Here is a 26,218-nt window from a genome sequence, read left to right on the forward strand (position 1 = left end):
CCTTCACTCTGCGCAAAACGCCTGTGGAGCGGGCTCAATCCCCCCAAACGGTCGCAGGTTTGTTGGCGTGGTAGTCAAAGAAGCCCTGGAGTGTCCAGGTATCGCGCTGGCGTTCGAACGCGGCGCGCCACGCGCCCCTGCCACCCCCTGGCGCCAGCCTGGCCATGTCGTACCAGTAATACCGGTTGATTTTCTTTGTGGTCACCCTGCCGGCACGAATGTCATCCATGATTTCAAGCACTTTCGTTCTGGCAGCTTCGGGAAAGTTGTCATAAGCCATTTGTGACTCAGCCAGTGGGCTCGTATTGACCGTGAACTTGTCCGGCGCTGACAAGAGAACCGTTGGCGCTGGGGACTCAGCTGGAGGTTGTGTGCCTGTCACTTTATTTGTGCGGGCCTGGGTCATCACCTCGATGTCGAACGCGTCATAGCTTAATAGTTTTCCGGTGAACCTCGTGATGTCTTCCTCGGTAACAAGCATCGTCTTCTGCTGTGATCTACCTCGGTTGACAATGACGTAGGGAAGACTGTTCTGCCGGATCTCGGTCAGGAGTCCTGGCATGTTTCTGCGGCGCATTTCCACGCGGAAGATACTGATGAATTTCGTTTTGTACTCTTCGCGATGTTCGGGAGAGGCAATATATTTCCACTTGGCAGTCTCTATATCAGGTCCATCTCCCGGGAATAGCGGTTGTAGCTCGTCCAGGATTTGCTTTTTTGTCGTTTTCAATACGTCTTCGTGGGCATCTGAGATTTTACGCACGGCTTCTCTCAGTTTTCCTTTCTCAGGGGTGATTGCCAGGAATGTTGCACCCGTTACGTTGTCCTCCAACGAGGAGACCACCGTCTTGAATTTGCCTTTGCGATCAATCAGCCTGCCTCCCAGTCGTTCAATCTTATTGAAGATGAGTATTTGTTGGGCGGCCGTCAGGGTGAAGCCATCGGGCCTCGCTTCGATGTAGTTAGCTGCCGAGTCGACGTGCATCCACATATTGATTTTATGTAAGAGCTTCTCGTGTGCGGTTATGCGTGTTTGATAGACCTGGCTTAGTTGCGAGCGATAAGTATCCAAGTCTCGTATGCCCACCTCTTGCATGCTTTCCTGGAGTATTCGTACAACCAGCTCTTCAGGCATGGAGTTAACGACACGTTTTACTGTGTTGGCCAGTTCGACAGGGGGGCTGAATTCAGTTATCAAAGCGCCCTCCACTAATATGTTGTATTTCTTCTGTTCCGGGGTTTCCCGGTAGCGACTGATCAGACTCTGTACAGCACCGCCACCAAGTAGCCGCAAGGGCGCCTCGATCTGCCATCGGCCGTTTTTCCAGGTGACCGGGCGTTGGTTCGTACGGTTGTTGGGGGCATAGATAATCCGCTCGCCTTCCTGCATGGCTGACTTGAAGTACTTGCTGCCTATTTTCAGATAACCCTGCCCGTTCGTGTCCTGGTAGCGATTACGGCCCTCTGCCACCAACCCTTTGCCGTCAAACCCCTTGAGATGAAAGGGTTCCAGCTCCGGATCCGGCATTCTGGGCAGAGACGAGAGCATCGGGCATGCCTGGCGTCGGATACGGCTTGCGCGAGCCATGATCACGTCCTGTCCGGCTTCGACCAAGACCTCACCCATCCCACTGATGAAATCACTTGTCCACTGGCTGAAGCTGCCGCCCTCGTTGTCTATCGCCGACACTGCGGCGCCCCCGGCCATGGTCGGCAGAATCGCCAGCCCGAATAGGCTGCCCAGCCGACCGCCAGCCACCATCGACATCGCGCCTGTCAACAGCATGACACCGTTGCGGCGTCCTTCCCGCGCCGCCGTGCTGTCACGCTGCGCGTTGCTCACTGTCAGCGTTTGCGCCGTATTTATTGCATGGGTGATTTGCGTCTCATGCAGTGCTTCGAACAGATTCCCTCCTACGATGGGCGAAGAAATTTTCGCTGTAAAATCCGCTTGAGCCCTGGCCCTCGCCCAGGTGAAAGTGGATTGCGTGACCTTCTTGATCTTTTCATCAAGGGTCAGGTTTTCCGGGGTCGGCACCATGCTGGCGAGTTGCGCGGTCTGCTCCAGCAGCGGCAGTTGCGCGATGAGCCAGCGGGTCATCTGCGGCGTAGCGGTGAGTGCCTGCGCCAGGGCGGCTTCCAATGTCCGGCCGCTGGCAGCGTCCACGTCCCTGAACGCTTTGCCATCCGGCGCGTCCGGCGTATACAACGTCAGCGACGGACGGCTCGCCACGCTCCTGACTCCAAATGCCACGATCGACTTCAAAACGCTGTCGCCCCATTGCAACTGGCGGACCACCACCTCGTGCCCGTTGACCTTGGCGCGCCGATCCGGCGTGGGACTGTCCAGCGCTGCCAGCACCAGGTTCAGTCCGGTATTGTCCTTGTCATGCCTCAAGTCCCCCGAGATGTGAGCCGCCCAGACCTGTGCCCGCATCTGCTTCGCTTTCAGGGCCAGCCATTGCGATTTCCGCTCCCGGGCAGCGAGTTGCAGTTCGGCCGGAAGCCGGCGACCGAGGTCTGCCCGTTCAATGACCTCGACAATCTGCGCAAAGCTCAGTGGCCCGACGACGGTCGGGTGGGCTGCGTTACGTTCGTCGTGGGTCAGGTTGGACATGGCCCATTGCGTCATGGAGCGCTGGTCATCAACGATCCCTCTCACGCGGTCTTGCGAGAGTCCGGAGCCAAACGGCGATGTGCCTGTCGGCGCACGCGGGTCGACAAGTTCTCTTCTGAAACTCAACGAGACGCTGTCAGGGTCAACCGGTGGGTATTTTTCTGCGATATAGCGGGCAAGCAGCGTGCGGCTCCGTTTTTCGAGCGCCTCTGGAGTGGCCAACATCACCGGGTCCGGGGGAGGCGGCGTGTCCACCATGCTCTGGTGCAGCGCCTGGATAGCCTTCCACCAGGCGAGGCGGTCAGCACCAGTGATGTGTGGCGAATCGTGAAGCCATTCGTCCAGTCTTTTCAGGTTCAGTCGCAGTTCACGCTCGTCCATGACGCCCGCCAGGTCCAGCGTATTGCCTATGTCGGCCGCGGCATCCATCCGTCTTACCCAGGCCGCGATGCCCTCTCCTTCGACGGGACCATTCAAAAACGTATTGCTGATGGCTGTTTTTTGCGTCGAGCGCAAATCGTCGACCAGATGAACCAGAAAGTTCTTGGCCAGTGGTACGGTGTCCAGCTCACTCCCAGCCTCATCGTCGTTCTTCAAACTGGACGTCAGTAGCGCCTGACTGGCGAACACTTCCAACGGATGACCTGGACGGTACAAGACGAACCCCGTCGAATGACTGGCATCGTCGGGCCGTGTCAGCACGACGGCACCCCGTACCGGCAGGCTGAACTCCCAAGGCTGGAGGCTCAGGCTCAAGCTGAAGACGCCGGATGTTGCGCGAGCGCCCCCAAGGCCCGAGGCTGCAGCCACATGGCGCGTCACCGCGTTGTGGGTGGCCCGGTCCAACGTCGTATCCCGAAGATGAAGATCCGCTTGCGCCTTAAGTTGCGTACCGAGTTCTTCGGCCAACCAGTCGGCGACACTGCGGCCCGGGGTGAAGTCGGCCGGTGTCGTCCAGAACTCGTCCAGTTTCTGTGTCAGCAGCTGTTCATAGGATGCTTGCGTGGTGTTCAGCAGCCGCTTGATTTGCTCCTTCGCTTCACGGCTGTTCAGCGCGGCGGGCGTTTGTGTGGAGGAGCCGTTATTGACGACAACTTCGAGATAGTCCATCTCGGAGAAAAACGCCTGGATGTCCATCTGACCGGCGACGGCACGCCAGAACAGCGTCTCGAGGTACGACATGGACGCCACTGTCCGCCTGGACGTCGGCCCAGCGGGCACGCGCTCCGAGAGCGGGATCGGCTCCTCTTGCAGCGTGCGTACAGATAAATCTTCGACCATCAGGTCGCTTGCCGATACCGGGAAGTTGTCGTTGAACCACTGCTTCAGGTGCTGCCTTGTGATCGTTGAAGGCGTTGGAACGGCGCCATTCAAGCGGAGCATGTGTTGCTGCGAAGTCATCAGCAGACTGATGTCGGCCTGTGGCGAGTCGAGAGGCGGTGTGGGGGAAGTGTCTTCCTGCATGTTCTCATCCTGAGAGTTTTCGGAAGAGCAACTTATTGCGGGCAGGCGACGATAGGGTGGTAGATGGATACCGCACATAAGCAAGGGAGGCGGTGTACGACGTCCGGTGTTGACCCATGGTCAGGGGCCTTTGGATTGTAGGAAAACGCGCATTTCGAGTTGCGACACTTCCTATTCGTACCAGATACCCCACCGCTGGGATTGCGACTCGCCTGCGCTGCAACGTCTTATTCATCATTCCGAATCGTCCGGCTCAGTGCTCCTCCCCAGCGGCAAGGGACGCAGCCTGAAGCCCATGAATAAGGCCCCTGGAAATGCACTCATCTTTGGACGCCCGCTACACCAACGAAATCTCCCGTGAAGCGCTCCGTCATTTGGATGACTTGTACCTGGAGCAACGCCACCTGGAGGGTTACGGCGAAGAAGTCGCGGCATTCGTTAATCGACAAAAAGCATTCGTCGAAGCTCATCCGCCCATCGCTATTTATCGAGTGGCCACCGAAGGCAGCCAGACGCGTAACGGCGGAACGATCCAGCAGGTGTCATCTTCGTTGACGTTCACCTTGGACAATGGCTGGAAAGTACGCGCCGCGCAGAAAGGCGACCAGGTGGTGTATGCCGATGGCAGCACGGCACGGATCATCACCGGCGCCGGGGAAAACAATAGCAACATCGCACTGGTTGGCAGTCGCTTGAGCAATGGCGACGAAATCATCAATACGCTTCAGAAACGTTTCTTGATCATCGTGCGTGAAGGTGTGCCGATGGCGGAGGATTTCTTGCCTGCGCTTAGGCTGGCGCAGGTTCATTGTTTGCACTCGAATGCGATGAAGGAGGACATCCAATGAGTGAGGGTTACTTCAAACCTGTGGGAGCGAGCTTGCTCGCGATGACGGTGGCACAGCCGACATCACTGGCACTGACTCTCCGCTATCGAATCCTGTAGGCGTTGCCGAAGGCTCGGGCCGCGTTCGGACGATCTTTTGATCTTTTGATCTTTTGATCTTTTGATCTTTCGCTTGAGACTCGGGTGTCTGGGGGAAGATCGCAGCCTCGTTGCACTCGACAGCTCCTACACAGCTCCTACGCAGCGCCTACGCAGCTCCTACGCAGCTCCTACATTCCGGCGGGGCTTCAAAAGGTGTTATTGCACCTTCGCCAAATCCCCTTTCAACGCAACCCCCGCCATGATCGCGCCGGTGCTGATGGCTTCGGCCACGGCTTTGTCGAATGGCAGGAGCAGCGCGGTATCACGGGCCTGGCTGAGGCTTGGCAGGGTGCTGAGCAACAGGGCGGCGGTCACGGCGATTTTCTTCAACGACATCAAGGTCTCCTTGACGAGGAGTAACAGGGTTTTGAATCCGATTCAGTGCCAGCGGCGGAAAATCAGCGAGGTGTTGACCCCACCAAAGGCGAAGTTGTTGTTCATCACGTATTCGTGGCTCATCGACCGTAACTCGTTACGCAGGTAATCGAGCTTGCCACATTGGGGATCAACCTCATCAAGGTTGAAGGTGTGCACGTAGAGGTCGCGGTTCATCATTTCGATGCTGAACCAGGACTCCAGCGCCCCGCAGGCACCCAGGGTGTGACCGAGGAAGCTTTTCTGCGAGCTGATGGGCATGTGTTCCCCAAACAGGCTGCTGGTGGCCAGGGTTTCGGCAATGTCGCCCTGTTCGGTGGCGGTGCCGTGGCCGTTGACGTAGCCGATGGCCGAAGGTTCGAGGCCGGCATCTTCCAGGGCCAGTTCCATGGCCCGGCGCATGGTGAGCAGTTCGGGGCGGGTGGCGTGCTGGCCGTCGGCATTGCTGCCAAAGCCGACGATCTCGGCATGGATCCGCGCGCCGCGCGCCAACGCATGTTCCAGTTCTTCGAGTACCAAGATGCCGGCGCCTTCGCCGATCACCAGGCCATCGCGGTCCTTGTCGTAGGGACGCGGGCTGGTTTGCGGCGCATCGTTTTTCAGGCTGGTGGCGTAGAGCGCATCGAACACCATCGCTTCGGTCGGGCACAGCTCTTCGGCGCCACCGGCGAGCATCAGCGGCAGGCGTCCGAACTTGATGGCCTCGTAGGCATAGCCGATTCCATGGCTGCCGCTGGTGCAGGCGCTGGAGGTGGGAATCAGGCGCCCGGTCAGCCCGAAGAAGATGCTGATGTTGGCCGCCGTGGTGTGGGGCATCATCCGCACATAGGAGTTGGCGTTCAGCCCTTCGGCCACGCTGTTGAGCAGCATGTTGCCGAACGCCTTGATCTCGTCGGTGCTGCCGGTGGACGAACCGCAGGACACGCCCATGCGCCCGTCCTTGATCGACGCGTCGCCCAGCAGGCCGGCGTCGGCCAGGGCCTGTTCCGCCGACGCGACCGCCAGGCGCGAAACCCGGCCCATGCTGCGCAGTTGCTTGCGGGTCCAGTGGGCCGGGACCTGGAAGTCGTCGATGGGGCCGGCCAGGCGGGTGTTCAGTTCGGTGAAACGGTCCCACTCATCCATGCGCCGGATGCCGCTGCGGTTGGCGGCGAAGTTGGCGGCGATGGTCTCCCAGTCGCTGCCTATGGAGGTGATGCCGGCCATGCCGGTGACGACGACGCGCTTCATCAGCACAAGCCTCCGTTGACGGCCAGGACCTGCCGGGTGATGTAGCTGGCTTCGGCGGACATCAGGAAATTCACCGCGCCGGCCACTTCTTCCGGGGTGCCCATGCGCTGGGCGGGGATCATTTTCATCAGTTCTTCCACGGGTACGTTTTCATTGAGCATGGCGGTGTCGATCAGGCCTGGCGCGACGCAGTTGACGGTGATCTTGCGCTTGCCCAGCTCGATTGCCAACGCCTTGGCCGCGCCGATCAAACCGGCCTTCGAGGCGCTGTAGTTGACCTGGCCGCGATTGCCGATCAGGCCGGAAACCGAGGTGATACAGACGATCCGCCCGGCGGCGCGACGACGGATCATCGGCATCATCACCGGATGCAGCACGTTATAGAACCCGTCGAGGTTGGTGCGCATCACCACATCCCAGTCGTCTTCGCTCAGGGCCGGGAAGGCACCATCGCGGGTCAGGCCGGCGTTGAGCACCACGCCGTAATAGGCACCGTGGGTTTCGACATCGGCTTCGAGAATGGCCTTGCACGCGGCACGGTCGGCCACGTCGAATTGCAGCACTCGGGCATTGCGGCCCAGGGCCTGGATTTGCGCCTGGACCGTCTCGGCCTCGGCGCGGCCGCTGCGGCAGTGCAGCACGATGTCGTGCCCGGCCTGGGCCAGGCGCAGGGCGATGGCGCGGCCGATACCACGGCTGGAGCCGGTGACCAGTACGGATTCAGTCATGACGGGTTTCCTGTTGCGGACGGTTCATGAAGGTAATGGGCGGCCTGGGGCGGACGGAATACGTTGAGCCGGGCCGTGGCATGGATGCCGGGGCCGCGGATGTGGCATTCGAACACGCCCATGCCGTTGTCGTCTTCCAGGGAGCGCACACCGTGGATGGTCAGTTCGACGCCCACGGGAAAACACTCGACGTTGCATTCGAACTTGCGGGTGCCGAGCAAAAAGCCCAGCGCCACGGCATCACCCCGTTGGCGTGCATGGCAACCGGCAAACGCCGCGACGCTTTGGGCCATCAGCTCGATGCCGACCCAGGCCGGCAGCGCGCCGTCGTCGCGGCTGAACAAGCCGCCGGGCTTGACGGTGGCGTGGGTATGGATCTGTTCGTCATCGAACGACAGGATCCGGTCGATGAGGATCATGTCGCCGGCATGGGGCAGCAGTTCGGCGAGCGGCCAGTCAATCATGGGGCGTCTCCGATAATCAGGCTGACGTTGTTGCCGCCGAATGCAAATGAATTGCTCATCAGGCGGCGTGGGGTGGCCGGGTTCAGGCGGGTGCCGGCGGTGACCCAGTCCAGTGCCGGCAGGGCCGGATCGGCCTTGCCGTCCCAGGCATGCGGCGGCAAGGCCAGGGCGGTGTTTTCGGTGCTCAGGGCCAGCCAGCAGAATGCTGCTTCCAATGCCCCTGCCGCGCCGAGGGTATGGCCGGTCATGGGCTTGGTGGACGAGCAGGGCACGCCCGCCGGAAACAGCCCGGCCACTGCCTGGCTTTCCATGGCGTCATTGTGTTGCGTGGCGGTGCCGTGCAGGTTCAGGTAGTCGATCTGGCTGGCCTCGAGGCCGGCGCAGCGCAGGGCTTTTTCCATGGCCTGGCGGGCGCCGCGACCGCTGGGTTCAGGTGCGGAAATATGGTGGGCATCGGAACTGGCGCCGTCGCCGAGCAAGGCAATCGGTGTGCCTTCGCCTGGCGTCTTGCTCATGAGAAACAGCACCGCTGCTTCGCCAATGTTGATGCCGCTGCGGTTCACCGAAAACGGATTGCAGCGTTCGTTCGACACCGCTTCCAGTGCGGAAAAACCGTTGAGGGTCAGTTTGCACAGGCTGTCCACGCCACCGCACAGCACGGCATCGCACAGGCCCAGGTCCAGCAGGCGCCGGGCGCTCATCAAGGCGCGGGCGCTGGAGGTGCAGGCCGTGGAAATCACGTACGACGGGCCGCTCAGGCCGAGCCATTCGGAAAGAAAATTGGCCGGCGCACTGAGTTCCTGTTGCTGGTAGTCGTAGCCATCGGGGAAGCGCTGCTCGCGCAGGTAATGGGCAATGCCCTGGCTGGCTTCATCGATCCCCGAAGTGCTGGTGCCCAACACGATGCCGATGCGGGCGCGACCGTAGGCCTCGATGGCCTGGTCGATCTCGGCGCGAATCTGCAACCCGGCTTCCAGCAGCAGTTGATTGTTACGGCTGCGGTGCGCCAACAGGGTTGGGGGAATGGGGGCGAGTTCACCCGGCACTGCGGCAACCGGCAATGCACGTTCGGCCACCCAGCCGTCCTTGATACGCACGCCCGAGCAGTCGCCGGCAAACAGGTTGCGTGCCACCTCATGTTTGTTGCGGCCGAGGGCGCAAATCACCCCGAGGGCATTCAAATAGGCGGTCATGGGGCGTTCTCGGTCAACGGTGTGATGCGGTAGCGTGGGCCTTGGAGCAGGCTCATTTCAAAATCCAGCGGCTGCGTGTAGCGCACCTGCCAGCGACTATCGAGCGTCCGTTGCGACGCCTGTTGCCGGGCGGCCGGGTAGTTGTCGGACAGTTCGGTTTCAGGAGTCAGGGCGAACAACAGCGCCGCGAACAACTCCCGGGCCTCGGCATTGGGCGGCAGCAGACCGTCAGCCTGCCACCGGCCAGCGACCAGGCGCTGGCGGGCCACGGGAATGCCCAGCGGGTCCATCATCGACCAGCGAAGGCCTGCGTCTTCGCGCTGGATCACCAGCAGCCAGTCCTGGCGTTGGCCGGCCATTGTCCGCTCGATGTGCAGTTGCATCGGCAAGGCCAGGGTTGGCGTGCGCTCGGGCAGCGGCGCATGGCTGGCGCAGGCGCTGAGCAGCAACAGGCAGCCGAGAAGCAGGGCACGAATCATCCGGGGGCCCCTTCGATGGGCTTGCGAGCCACTACATTGACCAGGGTTTCCTCTCGCTCGCCGAACGGTTTGGCACGGCGCAGGCCAAAACGCTCCAACAAGCCGAAGTCCTTGGCGCGGCTCCACCACAGATACGGATAGGACACATTGCGGGCTTCGAATTGCAAGCCTTGGCTGCGGATCATCTCCAGGTACTGGGTGGCACTTTTCTGCACGTGCATGGGGTGACGGAACAGCCAGCGGATCACCCAGGTATCGATGTAGGCCTCGGTGGATTCGGCGAACATCAGGTAACCACCGGGCTTGAGCACGCGATAGAACTCGGCGAGGGCTTTTTCCTGCTCCACCAGGTGATGGAAGGTCTGGTGGCAGAACAACAGGTCGACGCTGGCATCGGGCACCGCCAAGGTCGCGCAGTCGCTGCCGATCAGTTCCACGGCCATGTCCTGGCGCGTGGCTTCCTCCCGGCTCAGGTCGAGGCTGTGGGGATCGGCGTCGACCCCGATCAGGCGCTGCGGCGCGAACACCTGGCGCAGGTATTGAAACGACTTGCCCTGGCCGCAGCCGGCGTCCAGCAGCACCGGGTTGGTCGGCAGCGGGGTGCTGAACAGGCTGCACAGGTCGTTGATCGCAACGCGCAATACATGGTGCTGCCAGGTGTGGCTGCGCAGGAACCAGAAACCGAAGCGGGTTTCTTCGACGTAGTTGTCGCTCAGGTAGCTCATGGTCGCTGACTCGGCGCCGGGCTCGCGCAGATTTCCGAAAGCATGCGCAGGCGCCGCTTGGGTTCGCTGACGAACGGGTTAAGCGAGTCCCAGGCGTAGCCGGCCAGGATCGAGCTGATCATGCGCCGGATGTCGGCCGAACCTTCGGTGTAGAAAATCACGTCCTGGAAGGTGCCGGCGTACCAGCCCTCGACGTAGCAGCGGAAGGTGTCGACGCCGCGCTTGAGCGGCTCGGCAAACTCGCGTTGCCAGTCCACGCTTTCGCCTTGCAACTGGCGATGGAGCACGGCGGCGGCCATGCTCGCCGAGCGCATGGCAATGGTCACGCCGGAGGAGAACACCGGGTCGAGGAATTCAGCGGCGTTGCCCAGCAGGGCGAAGCCTTGGCCGTGCAGGGTCTTGACGTTGGCCGAGTAGCCGCCGATGGTCCGCGCCGGGGTGTCCCACACGGCGTTTTGCAGCACGCCGGCCAGGCTTGGGGTTTCATCGATGAAACCGCGCAGGCAGGCATCGAGGTCGTCGGTGCGGCCGGCGAAATGTTCCGCCGCCGCGACCACGCCCACCGAGCAGCGCCCGCCGCTGAACGGAATGGTCCAGAACCACACGTCGCGTTTGCTCGGGTGGGTGGTGATCAGGATTTTCTCCCGGTCGAACGCCGGTGCGTCGATGCGATCTTCGATGTGCGTGAATACCGCCTGGCGCACCGGGAAATTCGACGGGGCCTCAAGGTCCAGCAGGCGCGGCAGGACCCGGCCATAGCCGCTGGCATCGAGCACGAAGTCGGCCTCGACCCGGTACTCGCTGCCATCTTCGCGCAGCACGCCCAGTTGTGGCTTGGCGAGGCTGAAATCGGCGCTGGCAATCGCTTGGCCGTAGCGGATCTCCACGCCTTGCAGGGCGGCCTGGTCGGCCAGCAACTTGTCGAAGTCGGCGCGTTGTACCTGGAAGGTCGTAGGCTTGCCGTTGCTGAAGGTATCGCCAAAATCGAAGGCACTGTAGCGCTCGCCCCAGGCAAACGCGGCACCGTTCTTGCGCTGGAACCCGGCGGCATTCACCGCCTCGAGCATGCCGGCTTCTTCGACGAAATCCAGGCAATGGGACAGCAGGCTCTCACCGATGGAGAACCGGGGGAAATGCTGGCGCTCGATGACCAGCACATCATGGCCCTTGCGCTTGAGCAGCGCGGCGGCGATGGCGCCGGAAGGGCCTGCGCCGATGATGACGACCTGGCGATATTCCGTTTCAGTAACAGGCATTGGAATTCCTCGAATATCCATAGTCATCGTAGGTCTTGTCCTTGAGCGGGTGTGGGGTGTTCCCGACGTCCGGCCCACGGCGCCAGCATGAAGCTGAAGGCCAGCCCCAGGCTTACCGCCAGGCCGAAATTACTCACCGCCGGTGTGCTGGACAACGCCAGCAGGCCGAACGACAGCCAGGTGGTGATTGCCGCCAGCAATGTGCCCAGCAGGCTCACCGCCGCGCCGCCGATCTGCTCGCGCATCAGGATCGCGTAGTCGACGCCGATGGCTGTCACCAGCAACAGGCCGAACAGGCTGAACAAGGTCAGTGGCTGCCCCAGCCAGCCGAGGCTCGCCAGGCTGCACAGCGCGGCCAGCAGCGGCAATGCCACGATGCGCAAGGCGCCGCCGACGCCAAACGGCCAGATCAGTACCAGCACAATCAGTACGCAGGAAGCCAGTTTCAACTCGGCGGCGCTGACCTGCGTGGCGGCGAAGACCCGGTTGAGGTCGCCCAGGCGATCCACCAGTTGGACACCCGGCAAATCTGCCGCCTGTACCCGCAGCAGCGCCGCATCGTTCAAACCTTGCAGGCTGACCACCGCCGCGACGCCTGGCGCTGTTGATCCGAGCCAGAGTGTGCGATATGGCTCGGCCAAGGGACCTGCCAGGGCGGCGTCAATGTCGGTCACCGGCAGGGCCTGTAATTGCGCCAGCTCCGCTTGCAACGCAGCGACCGGGACGCCCAGGTCCAGCAGCGGTTGCCAGAAGGCTGGCAAGCGGGCCAGGGCCTCACGCACTTTCTGCTGTTCGGCGGGCGGGCTGACCAGTTGGTTCAGCGACAGGTAGCCCTGGAGTTTTTCCAGGCCGATCAACTGATCCAGCCGCTCGTTGAGGGCGGTCTGGCGCTCCAGCAGTTGGGATTGGTCGTCGGCGCGGATCAGGAAGAACTGACTGGTGGGCTGGAAACCGGTGATGCGCGCGACGTCGCGGGCTTCGTCGGTGAGGTGCTGGGGCGTGCCGATCCACTGGCGGATGTCGTTTTTGGTGGTCAGGTGCCAGAGGCCGCCTGCGCAGAACGTCAGCAGCAACATCAGCAGGACCGGCGTGCGTACCCGTTTCAGCAGGGCTTCGCGAGCCTTGAGCAGGTATTGGCAGACCTGGAGCGGCCATTGGGCCGGACGCAGCTCTGCGCCCTTGAGCAGCGCCGGCAGCAGGCAGACCGCGGTCAGGTAGGCGCCGAGCAGACCGGCGGCGGAAAATATCGCGATCTGGGTCAGGGCCGGGAAGGGCGTCCAGGCCAGGGCCAGGTAACCGATGCAGGTGGTCACCAGGCTCAGGCTCAGCCCCGGCAGGGTCAGGCGCAAGGCCGGCCAGCTACGCCACGGCTTGAGGCTCCAGCTCTTGGACAGGTAATGCAGCGGGTAGTCCACCGCGACGCCGATCAGGCTGGAGCCCAGTACCAGCGTCATCACATGCATGCGCCCGAACATGGCCACGCAGGCCACCGCGCCAAACAGCACGCCCACCAGCACCGGCACGAACGCCAGCCACACGCGCAGGCGTCGGAAGGCCAGCAACAGCAGCAGCAAGATGCCGACGGTCGCGCCACCGCCGACCCAGGTGATTTCCCGCGAGGCCTGTTGCTGGCCGCTGGCGGCGTACAGCAGGCCGCTGGCCGCCAGCAGTTGCCCTTGGGCCTGGCCCGCCTGGTCGCGGCTGCGTTGCAGCAGTTGGGCCACTTGCAATGGCAGGTTCATGTCGAAGGCGTTGCCCTGGGCGCGGGCCCGCAGCATCACCCAGCTTTTACCGTCGGCATCGGCGACCAACGCACCGCTGCCGATGTCGAATTTTATCGCGCCGCGTTGCGGCTGGCTGTTCTGGATGCGCCCGGTCAGGCCGAGCCAGTCGTCCTGGCTCGGCACCAGGCTGAAACCGCTGAACGGATCGAACAGTGCCTGCACGCGCTGTTGGATGAATGCCTCGGGCTGCTCGATCAGTTGCTGTCGGTCCGCCGCCGAGAGCATCGCCAATCGCCCGTTGAGCAATTGCCTGCGCAGCGCTGGCAAGTCGGTCTGCAACGTCCACTGGACCTTGTCGAACAGGCCGCTGGCCTGCCACTGCTCGCCCAGGGTTTGCGCCAGGGCGATGGCTTGCTGGCGATCAGCGTGGCCGACCAGCACCAGCACCTCGCGATTGAGCGGCTCCTGCATGCGTTGTTCGGCGACCAGCTCCAGGGCATCGGGGGATGTGCCCGGCACCAGCTCCATGAGGTTGACCGACAGCGGCGCGCCGTTGCGCCATTGCCAACCGGCGAGCGCGAGCACCGCCAGCAGCAGGATCAGGAACAGCCGGGGCAGCATCCGCTCACTCGGCAAAATCATGTTGCTCCGCTTCGCTCAAAGGTTGCGCGCCGGTAGCGTCCTGCATGCGCAGCACGGTGCTGTCGCCCTGGGTTTCCAGCAGTTCGATGCGCTGCACCAGTTCGCCGCCGTCGATGTTGATTTGATTGAAAACCTGTTTGAGCAGCACCGAGCGCGGGGTCAGGGTGAGCTTCCATCGTTGCGGCTCGCCCGACAGGCTCAGTTCGAAATCCCGCTGCAGGCCTGTGCTGTCACCCTGCAACACTGCCAGGAACAATCGGTTCTGCTCGGCGCCGGCGCTCTTGTTCGGCAGCATCTGCCAGGTGCTACCGTCTCGTCGGGCGATGCCTTGAGGGGTGATGCGGTAATCCTGTTGCAGCGGGGTTTGCAGCAGCCACAGCAGGCCGTGGTTTTTCGCCAGCACGAAGCGCCCCTTGCTGGTGAGGGGCTGGGGCAGGGCGCGCAGGTGTTTTTCCTGGATGAACTGCCCGTGGATCACCTCCGGGCGGGCCAGTTGGTCGCTCAGCTGTTGCAAGTCGAACGCCTGGGCCAGGGGCGCCAGGCAGCTTAGCAACAGGCAGCACAGCAACAGCCGGGCAGACAGGCGCTTCATGGCAGTTTCCTTTCCACGGCTTCGACAAACACCCGGGGCGAGGCCAGCAGCATTTCGCGACTGGCGAGGTCCACGGCCACTTGCACGGAACTGGCACGGGTCAAGCGGTCACCGGTAGCCGCGTCGCTGATCAGGTAGTTGATCTTCAGCCGGTTTTCCCACTCCACCAGGCTGGCGCGTACGGTCAGGGCCTGGCCGAACACGGCGCTGCGCACGTAGCGCAGTTGCAGGTCGATGATCGGCCATGCGTGGCCGGATTCGAGCATGTCGTTGTAGTTGTGGCCAATCAGGTCGAGCAAGGCGCAGCGGGCCACTTCCAGGTATTTGACGTAGTGGCCGTGCCAGACCACGTTCATCGAATCGACATCGAAAAACGGCACCACGATCTGCGTGTCGACGTGCAAGACACCTTGGTTACGCATGCAGCCTCCAGTGTTGCTCGGCGATGCGTTGCAGGCACAGGCGCAGTTCGCCTTCCAGGGCGCGGTCTTCGATCACAGGGGGGAAATCCTCGGTCAGTTGCTGGTGCATGGCGGCCAGGGCCGGCGGCAGTGGGCGCGCGTCTTCGGCACGGCTGCGCAGCCACACGCCCTGGTTGGCGGCCAGCAAGGTGGCGGCGGCAACTTGTTCGGTCAGCTCCAGCACGCGGATCGCGTCCCGGGCGGCGATGGTGCCCATGCTCACCTTGTCCTGGTTGTGGCACTCGGTGGAACGCGAGAACACGCTGGCCGGCATGGTGTTCTTCAGGGCTTCGGCGGTCCAGGCACTGGTGCCGATCTGCACGGCCTTGAAGCCATGGTTGAGCATCGCCCGCTCGGCGCTGGCGCCGGACAGGTTGCTTGGCAGGCCATGGTTGTAGCGCTCGTCCACCAGCAGTGCGAGCTGGCGATCCAGCAAGTCGGCGACGTTGGCCACCAGGTTTTTCAGGCTGTCCATGGCGAAGGCGATGTGCCCGCCGTAGAAATGCCCGCCGTGGAGCACGCGCTCGGCTTCGGCGTCGATGATCGGGTTGTCGTTGGCGCTGTTGAGTTCGGTTTCGATGAACGCGCGCAGCCAGCCCAGGCTGTCGGCCAATACCCCAAGTACATGGGGCGCGCAGCGCAGGGAATAGCGGTCTTGCAGGCGATGCAGCGGCGCGGTTGGGGCGTCGATCGCCAGGTCCTTGCGCAGCCACGCGGCGACTTGCATCTGCCCCGGGTGTGGCTTGGCGGCGAACAGGCGTTCGTCGAAGTGTTCCGGGTTGCCTTGCAGGGCGACGACGTTCAGCGCGGTGATGCGGGTTGCCAGTTGCAGCAGGTAGTCGGCGCGGGCGAAGGCCAGGCAGGCCAGGCCGGTCATCACGGCGGTGCCGTTCATCAGCGCCAGGGCCTCCTTGGGTCGCAGCACCAGCGGAGTCCAGCCCAGTTCGCGATGCACATCAGCGGCCAACCGCCGTTCGCCACGGAACATCACTTCCCGTTCGCCGGACAGCGTGGCGGCGACGTAGGACAGCGGTGTCAGGTCGCCGCTGGCGCCCACCGAACCTTCCTCTGGGATCAGCGGCAGGATGTCGTGTTCGAGAAAGGCCTGGAGGCGTTCCAGCAGTTCCACCCGCACCCCCGACACGCCGTGGCACAGCGACTGCAAACGCGCCGCCAGCACCGCACGGGTGGCCTGGGCGTCGAGCAGCTTGCCCAGGCCGCAGCCGTGGAACGTGTACAGGTGACGCGGCAGGGCCTCGACGTGGTGCAACGGCACGGCCACCACGCAGGAGTCGCCGTAACCGGTGGTCACGCCGTAGATCACGCCTTCCTTGTCCAGCAGGGAATCGAGGAATTGCGCACCCTTGGCAATGCGTTGGCGGAACGCCGGGTCATGCTGCAACCGGGTCGGTGCCTGGTGGTTGGCCAGGGCCAGCACATCTTCGATGCGCAAGGGGCGTTCGCCGAAGGTTACCGGCTCAGGAGTGGGCATCGTCATCGGTCTTCCAGAAAGGGTAAAAGTTGAACCACTGTTGGGGGGCCTGGAGGCAGTATTGCGCCAGGCACTCGGCGTAGCGGCCGGCCCAGTGGGCGATCACTTGCTCGCGGTCGTTGCGTTTCCACACCACGGCATCGGCGAAGGGTTCGAGGGTGACGCGATAGCGCCCCTCGTGCTTGAGGCACATCAACAGGTTGACCGGGCATTTCAGCAGGCCGGCCAGCAGCCAGGGGCCCTGGGGAAAGGCGGCCGGGTGGCCCATGAAGTCCACGGTCACGCTGCGCCCGCCGTGCAGCGGTACGCGGTCGCCGGCAATTGCCAGCCACTCGCCGCGCTCCAGGCGTTCGCTCAACTGCAACATGATCACCGGGTCCAGCTCGCTGACCTGGATCAGCCGCAGGTGCGTGGCACCGGCTTCGCCCAGCAAGCGGTTGAACTGCTCGGCGTGCTTGGTGTGCACCAGCACGTTCATGGTGACTTTCTCGCCCAGCTCGGCCAGGGCCCGGCACATTTCCAGGTTGCCCAGATGCGCCCCCACCAGCATTTGTCCGCGGGCATCGCGCAGATGATTGCGCAACAGGGCCGTGTCGACGATTTCGATCTGGTCGATGCTCAGCTTGCCGTTCCAGACGTCGAGCTTGTCCAGCAGGGAATCGGCAAAGGCCATGAACTGGCCGAATACCCGCCAACGGGTCGGGCGCAGCTCGGGACGTGCGCTCCAGTCGGCCAGGCGCTGCTGATATTGCCAGGCCGCCTGGCGGGCACTGCGACCGAAAATGAAGAAGTACAGGACGATGCCGTACAGCACCGGGGTCAGCAAGCGTCGACCGAGCACCTTGGCGGCGACCGCAGTGAGTTTCATCAGCCAGAAACTGCCGCGCTCCTGGCGGTCGGCCCAATGTTGCTTGTCTTCCTGAAGGCTCATGCCCGCCACCGTCGCCAGAGAATCAGGGGGGAACGCACGAGCATGCCGAAGAACAACCGGGTGTGCATGCTGGAAATTAGCACGTTGTCGTGGAACAGGCGAAAGTGCGAGACCCCGTCCTGAGGGTAATGGACCCGCGTGTGCAGCCAGTGCATCGGCTGATTGCGCCAGGCCAGGCGCACGAGGATGTCCGAATCGAAATCCATGCGCTTGCCGATATTGGCCGAGTCGATCAGCGCCAGGGTCGGTGCCAGGGGATAGACCCGAAAGCCGCACATGGAATCGCGGATTTGCAGGGACAGGCTGTTGATCCAGACCATGACGTGGGTCAGGTAGCGCGCGTACAGGCGACCTTTCGGCACGCTGGCGTCGTAGCGTGGATAACCACAAATCACTGCGTCCGGGTGGGCACGGGATTGTTCGATGAAGGCTTTCACGTCGCCAAGATCGTGCTGCCCGTCGGCGTCCACCTGCAAGGCGTGGCTGAAACCCAGGCGCGAAGCCTCGCGCAGGCCGGTCATTACCGCGCCGCCCTTGCCCTGGTTGACGGCCAGCCTGACCAGATGAACCTGATCGCTCTCGGCCAACCGTTCCAGCACGGCGGCGCACGCCGGGCTGCTGGCGTCATCCACCAGCACGCAGGGCAGGCCGTTGGCGAGCAACGCCTGGACCACGGCCGAGATGGCGGTTTCGTGGTTGTAGACCGGGATGACGGCGCAGGGGTTATGCATATTTTCTGCCCTCCACAAATCCACTGTGCAGCGCTTCCCTGTGGCGAGGGAGCTTGCTCCCGCCGTAGGAGCTGCCGGAGGCTCGGTGCCGCGTTCGGACGATCTTTTGATCTTTCGCTTTGGACTCAATTGATAGGGACAAGATCGCAGCCTCGTTGCACTCGACAGCTCCTACGCAGCCCAGCGGGAGCAAGCTCCCTCGCCACAGTGATACGTGCAGGTGCCTAGGCATTGTTTTCCCCCAACACAATCCGCCCACTGGAGCAGGCCGCCGTGTCATTGCGGTAGGCGAAGTACAGCTTGCCGCGCTCGCGGTCGAAGCGCAGGTGCAGTTGGATTTCATCGCCGGGGCGCACCAGTTGCTGGAATTTCAGCACTTCCATGCCGACGAACCGGGGCGGCAGGTCCAGCAGTTGCCGGCCCAGGCTCAAGGCCCAGTCGACCTGCACCACGCCCGGCAGTACCGGCGCGGTGGGGAAGTGGCCGCTGAAGTACGCCAGGTCTGGCGGCACGACCAATTGCAGGCTCCACTCACCGTCGGTTTCGACGTGCTCCAATACCTCAGGGGCCTTGGGGCGCGGCGCCATCAGCAGCGCCTCGACCTCGGCCTGGGGCAGCTTGCCCTGGGCGTTGAGCGGCAACTGCCGCAACCAGCGCCAGCGCCGCGGCAGGGCGAGGGTTTCGCAATGTTCGCTCAGGTGCCGGCGCAGGCCTTCGGTGACGGCGCGTCGGCCCTGGTTGCGCAAGGCAAGCAGGCCGGCGTCGCTCAGCACCAACAGCGCGCCGAGGGAGGCGCGATTCTCTTGCACCACCCCCAGCCGCGCTTCGCTGACCCAGTCGTGGGTCACCAGCGCTTGTTCCAGCATCGGCAGGGAGATACGTTTTTCTTCGAGCTTGACGATACGGTCCAGTCGCCCGAGCAGTTCAAAGCGGCCATCTTCGGCGATTCGCGCCGCGTCGGCGGTGTGTTCCACATGCCCGGTCGGCAGATAGGGCGAGGCGATCAGCAGGGCGCCGTCGCTGTCCTGGCTCAGCTTGACGTCGGCAAAGGGTTCCCACAATCCGCCTCCCTGGCGCCAGGCGATGCCGCCGGTTTCCGAACTGCCGAAAATTTCCGTCGGCCATTGCTCCAGGCGCCGCTGCAAGCTTTGCGCAGCCTCGGCCGGCAAGGCGCCGCCAGAGGAGAACACCCGGCGCACGCAGCTCAAGGCCGGCCAATCGAGGTTGTCGCCCATGCGCTTGAGCAGCGCCGGGCTGGCGACCCAGGCGAAGTCCGGCTGTTCGCGGCTGGCGCGTTGCAGGTCTTCGGGGAAGGCCAATTGCCGCCGCACGAAGGTACGCCCGGCGCACAGCGGCCATAGCACGCGGAACAGCAGGCCGTAGATGTGCTGGGTGGCAACGCTGCCGATCATGCAGGCCGGGCCCAGGTCGGCGCCCCACAGGTGTTCCAGGGCCTGGACCTCGTTACTCAACTGGCGCAGGGTTTTCTCGATGCGCTTGGGCTCGCCGCTGGAGCCGGAAGTGCACAGGCTCAGCCAGCAGTGATCGAGGTCCAGCTCGGCGGCGTCCATCGGCGCCTGTTGCAGGTCGCCGGGGTGTGTATCGCCGGGCTGGTCGGTCAGCCACAGGTCCACGTCCGCCGTCCAGCGCTGGCGTGTCTGCGCTTGCAGGTCGGCGGGAAGCAGGACCCGGACCCCGGCGCGCCAGGCTCCGAGCAGGGCGACGGCCAGGTCGGCGGCATCTTCCAGGTGCACTGCCACATGCCGCACGCCCCGGGCATGCAGGCCGGCCGCCAGGCGCAACGCCGCGTCCCGCAGTTGCGAGTGATTCAGCGCCGGATCGACCGCAACGGCGCGTTCCGGCTGAGCCTTGAGCAGCATCTGCTCAAGTGTTATCCAATTCATGGGCGGCCTCTTACCCGTTGTCGTATGAGCCATTCAATGGCAAACAGCAGCCCCATCAATCCGTAGGAAATCAGGCCGGTGTACAACATCCACCAACTCAGCGGCGCCCAGAGGGTCAGGGCGGCGGCGAGCAAACCGTTACACAGGAAAAACACACTCCAGGCCACCGTGACCTGGCGGGTATACACCACCGCCTTGGCCGGCAACTGCGGTTCACGCAGGCGGGCCAGGCGCTCGATCATCGGCGGGCCGTATTTCAGGCTCAGCACGAACAGCCCGAGCATGAACGCGCTGATCAGCACCGGATACCAGCGCAGCAGGAGCGGGCTGTCGAACAGCGCGAGCAATATGCAAAACACGATTGCCGTGGCCGCCATCCAGCGGCTGCCGGCCCCACCCTTGCCAAGCAATGCCCGGGCCAGCCACAGGCTTCCCAGCAACAGCCCGAACTGCCACGGGGCGAAGTGCTCCATGCCGAAATACACCGCAAAGGGGTAGAGCAGGCCCGCCAGCAGCAGGCCGAGGCCAATCAGCCGGGTCATGCGGCCGGTTGGACCAGTCGATAGACCGCCTCGACCACGTCATTGACGGTGCGCACCGACTTGAATTCTTCGGCGGCGATTTTCTTGCCGGTCTGACGCTTGATATGGTCGATCAGGTCGACCGCATCGATGCTGTCGATTTCCAGGTCCTGATAGAGGTTCGATTCCAGCGTCACACGCTTGGGGTCCAGCTCGAAAAGCTCGACCAGAGCATCGCGCAGGGTGTGGAAAATATCGTCACGAGTTTGCATGATCCGGTCTCAGGGGCGTTTTGCAGTGACGAAGGCCGCAAGGCTTGCCACATTGCTGAAATGGTTACGGGTGTCCTTGGCGTCGGCGTCTATCTTGATGCCGTACTGTTTCTGAATCGCCAGGCCGAGCTCCAGGGCATCCACCGAATCCAGGCCCAGGCCTTCGCCAAACAGGGTCTGGTCGTCGCCGATGTCGTCGATGCCAATGTCCTCCAGGCCGAGGGCGTCGATGATCAGCTGTTTGATGTCACGGTGCAGATCGCTCATCTTCGGCGAGCTCCTTGATGTAATAGTGATGCAAAAAATCGTTGAGCCTGCGCGAAGCCTGGGGTGGCGGGCCGAGCGCGGCGAACGCCTGTGGGTCTATATCGGCCCCGACGCGAAAACTGAAGTGCACGCGACGCCGGGGGATGCGATACCAGGGTTCAGCCTTGGTCAGGGTCGTGGGGCAGACCTTGATCGTGACGGGTGTGAGAATTTTCGCACCTCGCAGGGCGATAGCCGCCGCCCCCCGATGAAAGGCCGGCACCTGGCCTGGCTGGGTACGCGTCCCTTCGGGGAAGACGATCAGCGTCTGGCCTTCTTGCAGGGCATCGCTGGCGGCATCGAGCATGTCCATGCTGCCGTCGTTGCTGATGTATTGGGTCGAACGCAGTGGGCCACGGGTAAAGGGGTTGTCCCAGAGGCTTTGCTTGACCACGCAGTTGGCGTCGCGCACCAGCCCGATCAGGAACACCACGTCGATCAGCGACGGGTGGTTGGCAATGATCATCTGCCCGGGGCGCCCGAGCCGTTCGGCGCCATCGATCTGGTAGGTGAGCACCCCGGTGCGGGCCATGAACCGGATGAAGAACCAGAACAGCCGTCCGACCGTGCGACGGGCCCTCTGGCGGTGGGCCTGGGCATCGCCGGGCCACCAGGCCAGCAACGGGAACACCAGCAAACGCAGGCACAGCCCACCCAGCCCGAACAGGGCGAAGCTTGCGGCCGTCGCGACCAGGCGCCAGTAATAGGCGTCGCGAGGTTTACCGTTCACCGGTTGCGTTGCCAGGTCCATACACGATTCTTCCAGGCATGTTGGCAGGTGGTTTCGTTATCAAGCAGGGTACGCAACAGATCCAGGGCATGGGGCCAGTCGCTGCCAGGTAATTGGTCGTCCTGTGTACGCAGATCCAGTTGCCAATCGTCGCCCGGGGTCAGCAGCAGGCCCATGGCATAGGGAAACGGCACGTCATTGACCCACGGTGCGTAGACCTGCGGCGGTTGTTCTTCGGTGATCACCAGCAACACCGCCGGCGAGCCTTCGTTCAACAGCGCGACGGCCTCAAGCACGCCGTGTTCCAAGCCATCGCCGGTAGCGGCCAGGGCCGTCATTTCGCTGGTTTCGCCGCGCATGATCGACCACAGGCCAATCACCGCGTTGTGCACCGACAGGCTGAATTGGGTCGGCGACAAAGGCTGGTCGGCTGCCAGGTCCTTGAGAATCTCGAAAGTGCGCGGGGTTTCGCCGTGGCGGGAAATAAAGACCAACGGTAGGTCCGGCCGGCCCTCGGCCAGCGGCCAGCCGACACTGAAGGCCATCCGCGCCAGGCGGCTGAGGCGCCGGCGCTGCATGGCCGGCAGGAACGAAACGTCAGGGGCGGCATCGCTGGCTGGCAATACGACCGGCTGTCGGCTCCACGCCTGCCAATCGTCCACGCTTTCGAGCCCAGGGGCCCATGCGCGCCATTGGGCGATATTGAAATTGATCACAAAATTCATCCCACCCCTGCGGGCTTTTATTGTCACGGTTCAGTGGTTTGACCCGCGTCCAACCCTGCATGGCCTTGCGACACAAGTGGCGCGCATTATCCCGGTGCGGTTGGCTTGTAGCAAATACTGGTTACATTTTGTCCAGTGAAATGTACGAGTTGGTCCGCTTAAGACCAGGCTTGGACCATTGTCGTGATCAGCACGAGCCTGTCTGTAGGTTGTTTCTGTTACGGTCTGGGCGAATTGACGCTTGAATCGTTGGAAAAGCCACTGTTGCTGTAGTCCTTCTACGCAGAAGGTAGCTAAGCGGTGCCGCGGACTACTACACTCGGGAATCTTTGATACACGGAGGTTTTGACATGCGGCGTGTGGTGTTCAATCAGAAAGGTGGCGTGGGCAAATCCAGCATCGCCTGCAATCTGGCGGCAGTCAGCGCCAGCGAGGGCTATCGTACGCTGTTGGTGGACCTGGATGCCCAGGCCAACTCCACTCAATACCTGACTGGCCTGACCGGCGATGACATTCCCATGGGCATTGCCGACTTCTTCAAGCAGACCCTGTCGTCCGGGCCTTTCTCGAAAAAGAACAAGGTGGATATCTACGAAACGCCGTTCGACAACTTGCACGTGATCACGGCCACGGCGGAGCTGACGGATCTGCAGCCAAAGCTTGAGGCCAAGCACAAGATCAACAAGCTGCGCAAACTGCTCGAGGAGCTGGGGGAGGATTACGACCGGATTTACCTGGACACCCCGCCAGCACTGAATTTCTATGCGGTTTCAGCATTGATCGCCGCCGATCGGGTACTGATCCCGTTCGACTGCGACAGCTTCTCCCGACAGGCGCTGTATGGTCTGCTGGCGGAAATCGAAGAGCTCAAGGACGACCATAACGAAGGCCTGCAAGTCGAAGGCATCGTGGTCAACCAGTTCCAGGCCCGGGCCAGCCTGCCGCAGCAGATTCTCGACGAACTGATCGCCGAAGGCTTGCCGGTATTGCCGGTGTACCTGAGCAGTTCGGTGCGCATGCGCGAATCCCACCAGGCCAGCCTGCCGCTGATCCACCTTGACCCGCGGCACAAGCTGACCCAGCAGTTCGTGGAGTTGCATGGGTTGCTGGAGCAGGCTTGAAGCAAAAGATCGCAGCCTTCGGCAGCTCCTACAGGATGAGCGCTAACCCTGTAGGAGCTGCCGAAGGCTGCGATCTTTCCAGGCTGTGCTTCAAATCCCCTGGCTGCGCAACCAAGCCATCAACTGCGGCAACGGCAACGCCCCACTCTGGCGCGCCACTTCCCGACCGTCCTTGAACAGGATCAGGCTGGGAATCGAGCGGATCCCCAACTGCGCCGATAATTGCGGGTTGGCCTCGCTGTCGAGCTTGGCCAGCCGGCATTTGCCCGCCAGTTGCGCGGCGGCTTGTTCGAACACGGGCGCGAAGGACTTGCACGGTCCACACCAGTCGGCCCACACATCCACCAGCAACGGCAGGTCACCCTTGATCTGGCTGGCATAGTCGCCTTGCTTGAGTTCGAACGGCTTGCTCGATAACACCTGGGCCTTGCAGCGCCCGCACTTGGGTTGGTCGCCCAGGCGTTCGGCGGGTATGCGATTGAGCCCGTTGCAATGGGGGCAGGGGATCAGCATTGGGTCAGTCTCCAGAAAGTCATGGGCACAGATTGAACACTATATAGAAACCACCACAAAAGCTTGTGGGAGCAGGCTTGCTCGCGATGGCGGTGTATCAGTCAATACTGCATTGACTGTCAGACCGCCATCGCGAGCAAGCTCGCTCCCACAAGGGTATATCGGTGTGGCTGTTATTTAGCGTTGGTCAGCGTGTTATAGCTGGTCATCAGGTTGCGGTAGTCCGGGATGTGGTTGGAGAACAAGGTCGCCAGTCCTTCCACGTCGTTGCGCCAGTCGCGGTGCAGTTCGCAAGCCAGGCCGAACCAGGTCATCAGTTGCGCACCCGAGGATGACATGCGGTCCCAGGCCGATTGACGGGTCAGTTCGTTGAACGTGCCGGACGCATCGGTGACCACGAACACGTCGAAGCCTTCGGCCAGGGCCGACAGTGCCGGGAAGGCTACGCACACTTCAGTGACCACGCCGGCGATGATCAATTGCTTCTTGCCGGTGGCCTTGATCGCCTTGACGAAATCTTCGTTGTCCCAGGCATTGATCTGGCCAGGGCGAGCGATGTACGGCGCGTCCGGGAACAAGCTCTTGAGCTCGGGCATCAGCGGGCCGTTGGGGCCGGTCTCGAAGCTGGTGGTGAGGATGGTCGGCAGTTGGAAGTACTTCGCCAGGTCGGCCAGGGCCAGCACGTTGTTCTTGAAACGGTCCGGGTCGATGTCGCGCACCAGGGACAGCAGGCCGGCTTGGTGGTCCACCAGCAGGACGGCGGCGTTATCTTTGTCGAGACGGTTGTAGGAAGTGGTCATGGCGTAGCCCTCATTAAGTTTTGGTTGCCGAAGGTTTCGGCGTGGTTAAGGTTTTTAATGTCGGTGCAGCGATTGATCGGTGACTCATCCGGTCGAAGCGCCCCGGCTTCAATCCGTGTTGCGATTCGATGGGTGTAGATTAAAACTGGCACCTTTGATGCGCTAGACTGCAAAAATCCGCCTTAGCGTTCTATTTGGAGAACGATCATCGAAGACCTCAACACGCTTTACTACTTCACCCAGGTGGTCGAGCACCGTGGGTTCGCCGCTGCTGGCCGGGCGCTGGACATGCCAAAATCCAAGCTCAGCCGGCGTATCGCCCAGTTGGAGGAGCGGCTCGGGGTGCGCTTGCTCCACCGCACCAGCCGCCACTGCACGTTGACGGAGATCGGTCAGGCCTATTACCAGCGCTGCCTGGCGATGCGGGTCGAAGCCGAGAGCGCGGCGGAAGTGATCGAGCGCAACCGCTCCGAGCCCCAGGGGCTGGTGCGCATCAGTTGCCCGACGGCATTGCTCAACAGTTGGGTCGGGCCGATGCTGACCCGCTACATGCTCAAGTACCCGCGGGTGGAGTTGTTCATCGAGAGCACCAACCGCCGGGTGGACCTGATCCATGAAGGGTTCGATATCGCCTTGCGGGTGCGCTTTCCGCCGCTGGAAAACACCGACATGGTCATGAAAGTGCTGAGCAACAGCACCCAGTGCCTGGTGGGCAGCCCGGCGTTCCTGGAGCGCTTGTCTTCACCGGCCTCCCCGGCAGACCTCAACGGCTTGCCCAGCGTGCATTGGGGCGCGGCACAGCGTGAATACCAGTGGGAATTGTTCGGTCCGGACGGCACCCGCGCGCTGATCCGCCATGCACCGCGCATGGTCACCGACGACCTGCTGGCCTTGCGTCACGCCGTGTTGGCCGGCATCGGCATCGCCCACCTGCCCACCGTGGTGGTGCGCGAGGACATCGCGGCCGGCCGGCTGGTGGAACTGGTCCCGGGCTGGACGCCCAAGTGCGGGATCGTCCATGCGATCTTTGCCTCGCGGCGCGGGTTGCTGCCGTCGGTGCGTACGTTGATTGACTTTCTGGCCGAGGAATTCAGCCAGAGTGATATGGCGTAGGGCAGGCCCACTTGGGTGAGCCTGCTTCTGTGGGAGCCAAGCTTGCTCGCGATGAACGATAACGCGATCTTTCGATAGATCGAGGCGCCTTCATCGCGAGCAAGCTCAGCGCCCACAGGCT

At 62.7% G+C, this 26,218-nt stretch carries 25 protein-coding genes and 1 pseudogene; 3 read left to right on the top strand and 23 right to left on the bottom strand.

Going from position 1 to position 26,218, the window contains the following annotated elements; translation table 11 throughout:
* Positions 1-34 precede the first annotated feature (34 nt).
* Entirely contained in the window at positions 35-4,081 is a 4,047-nt protein-coding gene (locus GFU70_RS02405) for a dermonecrotic toxin domain-containing protein (protein WP_153387543.1), read from the bottom strand.
* Between the two features lie 314 nt (positions 4,082-4,395).
* On the opposite strand from GFU70_RS02405, the gene GFU70_RS02410 reads away from it, so the two are divergent.
* On the top strand, positions 4,396-4,929 hold the full coding sequence (locus GFU70_RS02410) for a PAAR domain-containing protein (RefSeq protein WP_058543748.1): 534 nt from the start codon (positions 4,396-4,398) through the stop codon (positions 4,927-4,929).
* Positions 4,930-5,258: 329 nt separating this feature from the next.
* Here the strand turns inward: GFU70_RS02410 and GFU70_RS02415 are convergent.
* The 20 genes and pseudogenes from GFU70_RS02415 to GFU70_RS02510 form a co-directional block, all read right to left on the bottom strand.
* A pseudogene (locus GFU70_RS02415) lies at positions 5,259-5,405 on the bottom strand (excinuclease); the annotation flags it as partial.
* A 42-nt stretch (positions 5,406-5,447) separates the two neighbouring features.
* On the bottom strand, positions 5,448-6,674 hold the full coding sequence (locus GFU70_RS02420; RefSeq protein WP_058543749.1) for a beta-ketoacyl-ACP synthase: 1,227 nt from the start codon (positions 6,672-6,674) through the stop codon (positions 5,448-5,450).
* Positions 6,674-7,402 (bottom strand): 3-ketoacyl-ACP reductase FabG2, encoded by a 729-nt coding sequence (locus GFU70_RS02425; RefSeq protein WP_058543750.1) that lies wholly within the window; start codon positions 7,400-7,402, stop codon positions 6,674-6,676. Before GFU70_RS02425 ends, GFU70_RS02420 begins: the two co-directional genes overlap by 1 nt.
* Positions 7,399-7,866 carry a hotdog family protein gene (locus tag GFU70_RS02430; RefSeq protein ID WP_153387544.1) on the bottom strand — a complete coding sequence of 156 codons (468 nt, stop codon included), beginning with the start codon at positions 7,864-7,866 and terminating at the stop codon, positions 7,399-7,401. The genes GFU70_RS02425 and GFU70_RS02430 overlap by 4 nt, the downstream gene beginning before the upstream one ends.
* Complete coding sequence (locus GFU70_RS02435; protein ID WP_153387545.1) at positions 7,863-9,059, bottom strand: beta-ketoacyl-[acyl-carrier-protein] synthase family protein; 1,197 nt, start codon at positions 9,057-9,059, stop codon at positions 7,863-7,865. Before GFU70_RS02435 ends, GFU70_RS02430 begins: the two co-directional genes overlap by 4 nt.
* Positions 9,056-9,538, bottom strand: coding sequence for a DUF3261 domain-containing protein (locus GFU70_RS02440; RefSeq protein WP_058543753.1), 483 nt, complete (start codon positions 9,536-9,538; stop codon positions 9,056-9,058). Before GFU70_RS02440 ends, GFU70_RS02435 begins: the two co-directional genes overlap by 4 nt.
* Positions 9,535-10,263 (bottom strand): class I SAM-dependent methyltransferase, encoded by a 729-nt coding sequence (locus tag GFU70_RS02445; RefSeq protein WP_058543754.1) that lies wholly within the window; start codon positions 10,261-10,263, stop codon positions 9,535-9,537. The genes GFU70_RS02440 and GFU70_RS02445 overlap by 4 nt, the downstream gene beginning before the upstream one ends.
* Positions 10,260-11,519 (bottom strand): NAD(P)/FAD-dependent oxidoreductase, encoded by a 1,260-nt coding sequence (locus GFU70_RS02450; protein ID WP_153387546.1) that lies wholly within the window; start codon positions 11,517-11,519, stop codon positions 10,260-10,262. Before GFU70_RS02450 ends, GFU70_RS02445 begins: the two co-directional genes overlap by 4 nt.
* 23 nt (positions 11,520-11,542) lie before the next feature.
* Positions 11,543-13,885 carry an MMPL family transporter gene (locus GFU70_RS02455; RefSeq protein WP_153387547.1) on the bottom strand — a complete coding sequence of 781 codons (2,343 nt, stop codon included), beginning with the start codon at positions 13,883-13,885 and terminating at the stop codon, positions 11,543-11,545.
* On the bottom strand, positions 13,869-14,477 hold the full coding sequence (locus GFU70_RS02460; RefSeq protein ID WP_058543757.1) for an outer membrane lipoprotein carrier protein LolA: 609 nt from the start codon (positions 14,475-14,477) through the stop codon (positions 13,869-13,871). The genes GFU70_RS02455 and GFU70_RS02460 overlap by 17 nt, the downstream gene beginning before the upstream one ends.
* The gene (locus tag GFU70_RS02465; RefSeq protein WP_058543758.1) at positions 14,474-14,899 is read right to left on the bottom strand and encodes an acyl-CoA thioesterase; all 426 of its coding nucleotides are present in this window, start codon (positions 14,897-14,899) and stop codon (positions 14,474-14,476) included. The genes GFU70_RS02460 and GFU70_RS02465 overlap by 4 nt, the downstream gene beginning before the upstream one ends.
* Positions 14,892-16,436 carry an HAL/PAL/TAL family ammonia-lyase gene (locus GFU70_RS02470; RefSeq protein WP_064106958.1) on the bottom strand — a complete coding sequence of 515 codons (1,545 nt, stop codon included), beginning with the start codon at positions 16,434-16,436 and terminating at the stop codon, positions 14,892-14,894. Before GFU70_RS02470 ends, GFU70_RS02465 begins: the two co-directional genes overlap by 8 nt.
* Positions 16,417-17,361, bottom strand: coding sequence for a glycosyl transferase (locus GFU70_RS02475; RefSeq protein WP_064106957.1), 945 nt, complete (start codon positions 17,359-17,361; stop codon positions 16,417-16,419). The genes GFU70_RS02470 and GFU70_RS02475 overlap by 20 nt, the downstream gene beginning before the upstream one ends.
* Positions 17,358-18,092 (bottom strand): glycosyltransferase family 2 protein, encoded by a 735-nt coding sequence (locus GFU70_RS02480; protein ID WP_116643322.1) that lies wholly within the window; start codon positions 18,090-18,092, stop codon positions 17,358-17,360. The genes GFU70_RS02475 and GFU70_RS02480 overlap by 4 nt, the downstream gene beginning before the upstream one ends.
* Positions 18,093-18,316: 224 nt before the next feature.
* Entirely contained in the window at positions 18,317-19,996 is a 1,680-nt protein-coding gene (locus tag GFU70_RS02485; RefSeq protein WP_064106956.1) for an AMP-binding protein, read from the bottom strand.
* On the bottom strand, positions 19,993-20,538 hold the full coding sequence (locus GFU70_RS02490) for a hypothetical protein (RefSeq protein WP_058543721.1): 546 nt from the start codon (positions 20,536-20,538) through the stop codon (positions 19,993-19,995). The genes GFU70_RS02485 and GFU70_RS02490 overlap by 4 nt, the downstream gene beginning before the upstream one ends.
* A complete protein-coding gene (locus GFU70_RS02495) occupies positions 20,535-20,789 on the bottom strand; it encodes an acyl carrier protein (protein WP_058543720.1) in 255 nt (84 codons plus the stop codon). Before GFU70_RS02495 ends, GFU70_RS02490 begins: the two co-directional genes overlap by 4 nt.
* A 9-nt stretch (positions 20,790-20,798) precedes the next feature.
* Positions 20,799-21,056, bottom strand: a complete 258-nt coding sequence (locus GFU70_RS02500; protein WP_058543719.1) for a phosphopantetheine-binding protein — start codon at positions 21,054-21,056, stop codon at positions 20,799-20,801.
* Positions 21,037-21,846, bottom strand: a complete 810-nt coding sequence (locus GFU70_RS02505) for a lysophospholipid acyltransferase family protein (protein ID WP_058543718.1) — start codon at positions 21,844-21,846, stop codon at positions 21,037-21,039. The genes GFU70_RS02500 and GFU70_RS02505 overlap by 20 nt, the downstream gene beginning before the upstream one ends.
* Positions 21,822-22,550, bottom strand: a complete 729-nt coding sequence (locus GFU70_RS02510) for a beta-ketoacyl synthase chain length factor (RefSeq protein ID WP_058543717.1) — start codon at positions 22,548-22,550, stop codon at positions 21,822-21,824. The genes GFU70_RS02505 and GFU70_RS02510 overlap by 25 nt, the downstream gene beginning before the upstream one ends.
* 350 nt (positions 22,551-22,900) lie before the next feature.
* Between GFU70_RS02510 and GFU70_RS02515 the strand changes: the two genes are divergently transcribed.
* Positions 22,901-23,671, top strand: coding sequence for a ParA family protein (locus GFU70_RS02515; protein ID WP_058543716.1), 771 nt, complete (start codon positions 22,901-22,903; stop codon positions 23,669-23,671).
* Between the two features lie 90 nt (positions 23,672-23,761).
* On the opposite strand, the gene trxC is transcribed toward GFU70_RS02515, so the two are convergent.
* Both trxC and ycaC read right to left on the bottom strand, forming a co-directional pair.
* Positions 23,762-24,184, bottom strand: coding sequence for a thioredoxin TrxC (trxC, locus tag GFU70_RS02520; protein ID WP_058546359.1), 423 nt, complete (start codon positions 24,182-24,184; stop codon positions 23,762-23,764).
* Positions 24,185-24,357: 173 nt separating this feature from the next.
* Positions 24,358-24,984: an isochorismate family cysteine hydrolase YcaC gene (gene ycaC, locus GFU70_RS02525; RefSeq protein ID WP_003197053.1), complete on the bottom strand. Its 627-nt coding sequence runs from the start codon at positions 24,982-24,984 to the stop codon at positions 24,358-24,360.
* A 207-nt stretch (positions 24,985-25,191) separates the two neighbouring features.
* Here ycaC and GFU70_RS02530 point away from each other — a divergent pair, with 207 nt between their 5' ends.
* On the top strand, positions 25,192-26,097 hold the full coding sequence (locus tag GFU70_RS02530) for a LysR family transcriptional regulator (protein ID WP_193034296.1): 906 nt from the start codon (positions 25,192-25,194) through the stop codon (positions 26,095-26,097).
* Positions 26,098-26,218 lie beyond the last annotated feature (121 nt).

This window comes from Pseudomonas brassicacearum, from assembly GCF_009601685.2.
GTDB lineage: Bacteria > Pseudomonadota > Gammaproteobacteria > Pseudomonadales > Pseudomonadaceae > Aquipseudomonas > Aquipseudomonas kilonensis_B.

What these genes read in the sequence shown, in the direction of transcription:
- GFU70_RS02405 (WP_153387543.1), bottom strand. Translation starts at nt 4,081, where the DNA reads ATGCAGGAAGACACTTCCCCCACACCGCCTCTCGACTCGCCACAGGCC.
- GFU70_RS02410 (WP_058543748.1), top strand. Translation starts at nt 4,396, where the DNA reads ATGCACTCATCTTTGGACGCCCGCTACACCAACGAAATCTCCCGTGAA.
- GFU70_RS02420 (WP_058543749.1), bottom strand. Translation starts at nt 6,674, where the DNA reads ATGAAGCGCGTCGTCGTCACCGGCATGGCCGGCATCACCTCCATAGGC.
- GFU70_RS02425 (WP_058543750.1), bottom strand. Translation starts at nt 7,402, where the DNA reads ATGACTGAATCCGTACTGGTCACCGGCTCCAGCCGTGGTATCGGCCGC.
- GFU70_RS02430 (WP_153387544.1), bottom strand. Translation starts at nt 7,866, where the DNA reads ATGATTGACTGGCCGCTCGCCGAACTGCTGCCCCATGCCGGCGACATG.
- GFU70_RS02435 (WP_153387545.1), bottom strand. Translation starts at nt 9,059, where the DNA reads ATGACCGCCTATTTGAATGCCCTCGGGGTGATTTGCGCCCTCGGCCGC.
- GFU70_RS02440 (WP_058543753.1), bottom strand. Translation starts at nt 9,538, where the DNA reads ATGATTCGTGCCCTGCTTCTCGGCTGCCTGTTGCTGCTCAGCGCCTGC.
- GFU70_RS02445 (WP_058543754.1), bottom strand. Translation starts at nt 10,263, where the DNA reads ATGAGCTACCTGAGCGACAACTACGTCGAAGAAACCCGCTTCGGTTTC.
- GFU70_RS02450 (WP_153387546.1), bottom strand. Translation starts at nt 11,519, where the DNA reads ATGCCTGTTACTGAAACGGAATATCGCCAGGTCGTCATCATCGGCGCA.
- GFU70_RS02455 (WP_153387547.1), bottom strand. Translation starts at nt 13,885, where the DNA reads ATGATTTTGCCGAGTGAGCGGATGCTGCCCCGGCTGTTCCTGATCCTG.
- GFU70_RS02460 (WP_058543757.1), bottom strand. Translation starts at nt 14,477, where the DNA reads ATGAAGCGCCTGTCTGCCCGGCTGTTGCTGTGCTGCCTGTTGCTAAGC.
- GFU70_RS02465 (WP_058543758.1), bottom strand. Translation starts at nt 14,899, where the DNA reads ATGCGTAACCAAGGTGTCTTGCACGTCGACACGCAGATCGTGGTGCCG.
- GFU70_RS02470 (WP_064106958.1), bottom strand. Translation starts at nt 16,436, where the DNA reads ATGACGATGCCCACTCCTGAGCCGGTAACCTTCGGCGAACGCCCCTTG.
- GFU70_RS02475 (WP_064106957.1), bottom strand. Translation starts at nt 17,361, where the DNA reads ATGAGCCTTCAGGAAGACAAGCAACATTGGGCCGACCGCCAGGAGCGC.
- GFU70_RS02480 (WP_116643322.1), bottom strand. Translation starts at nt 18,092, where the DNA reads ATGCATAACCCCTGCGCCGTCATCCCGGTCTACAACCACGAAACCGCC.
- GFU70_RS02485 (WP_064106956.1), bottom strand. Translation starts at nt 19,996, where the DNA reads ATGAATTGGATAACACTTGAGCAGATGCTGCTCAAGGCTCAGCCGGAA.
- GFU70_RS02490 (WP_058543721.1), bottom strand. Translation starts at nt 20,538, where the DNA reads ATGACCCGGCTGATTGGCCTCGGCCTGCTGCTGGCGGGCCTGCTCTAC.
- GFU70_RS02495 (WP_058543720.1), bottom strand. Translation starts at nt 20,789, where the DNA reads ATGCAAACTCGTGACGATATTTTCCACACCCTGCGCGATGCTCTGGTC.
- GFU70_RS02500 (WP_058543719.1), bottom strand. Translation starts at nt 21,056, where the DNA reads ATGAGCGATCTGCACCGTGACATCAAACAGCTGATCATCGACGCCCTC.
- GFU70_RS02505 (WP_058543718.1), bottom strand. Translation starts at nt 21,846, where the DNA reads ATGGACCTGGCAACGCAACCGGTGAACGGTAAACCTCGCGACGCCTAT.
- GFU70_RS02510 (WP_058543717.1), bottom strand. Translation starts at nt 22,550, where the DNA reads ATGAATTTTGTGATCAATTTCAATATCGCCCAATGGCGCGCATGGGCC.
- GFU70_RS02515 (WP_058543716.1), top strand. Translation starts at nt 22,901, where the DNA reads ATGCGGCGTGTGGTGTTCAATCAGAAAGGTGGCGTGGGCAAATCCAGC.
- trxC (WP_058546359.1), bottom strand. Translation starts at nt 24,184, where the DNA reads ATGCTGATCCCCTGCCCCCATTGCAACGGGCTCAATCGCATACCCGCC.
- ycaC (WP_003197053.1), bottom strand. Translation starts at nt 24,984, where the DNA reads ATGACCACTTCCTACAACCGTCTCGACAAAGATAACGCCGCCGTCCTG.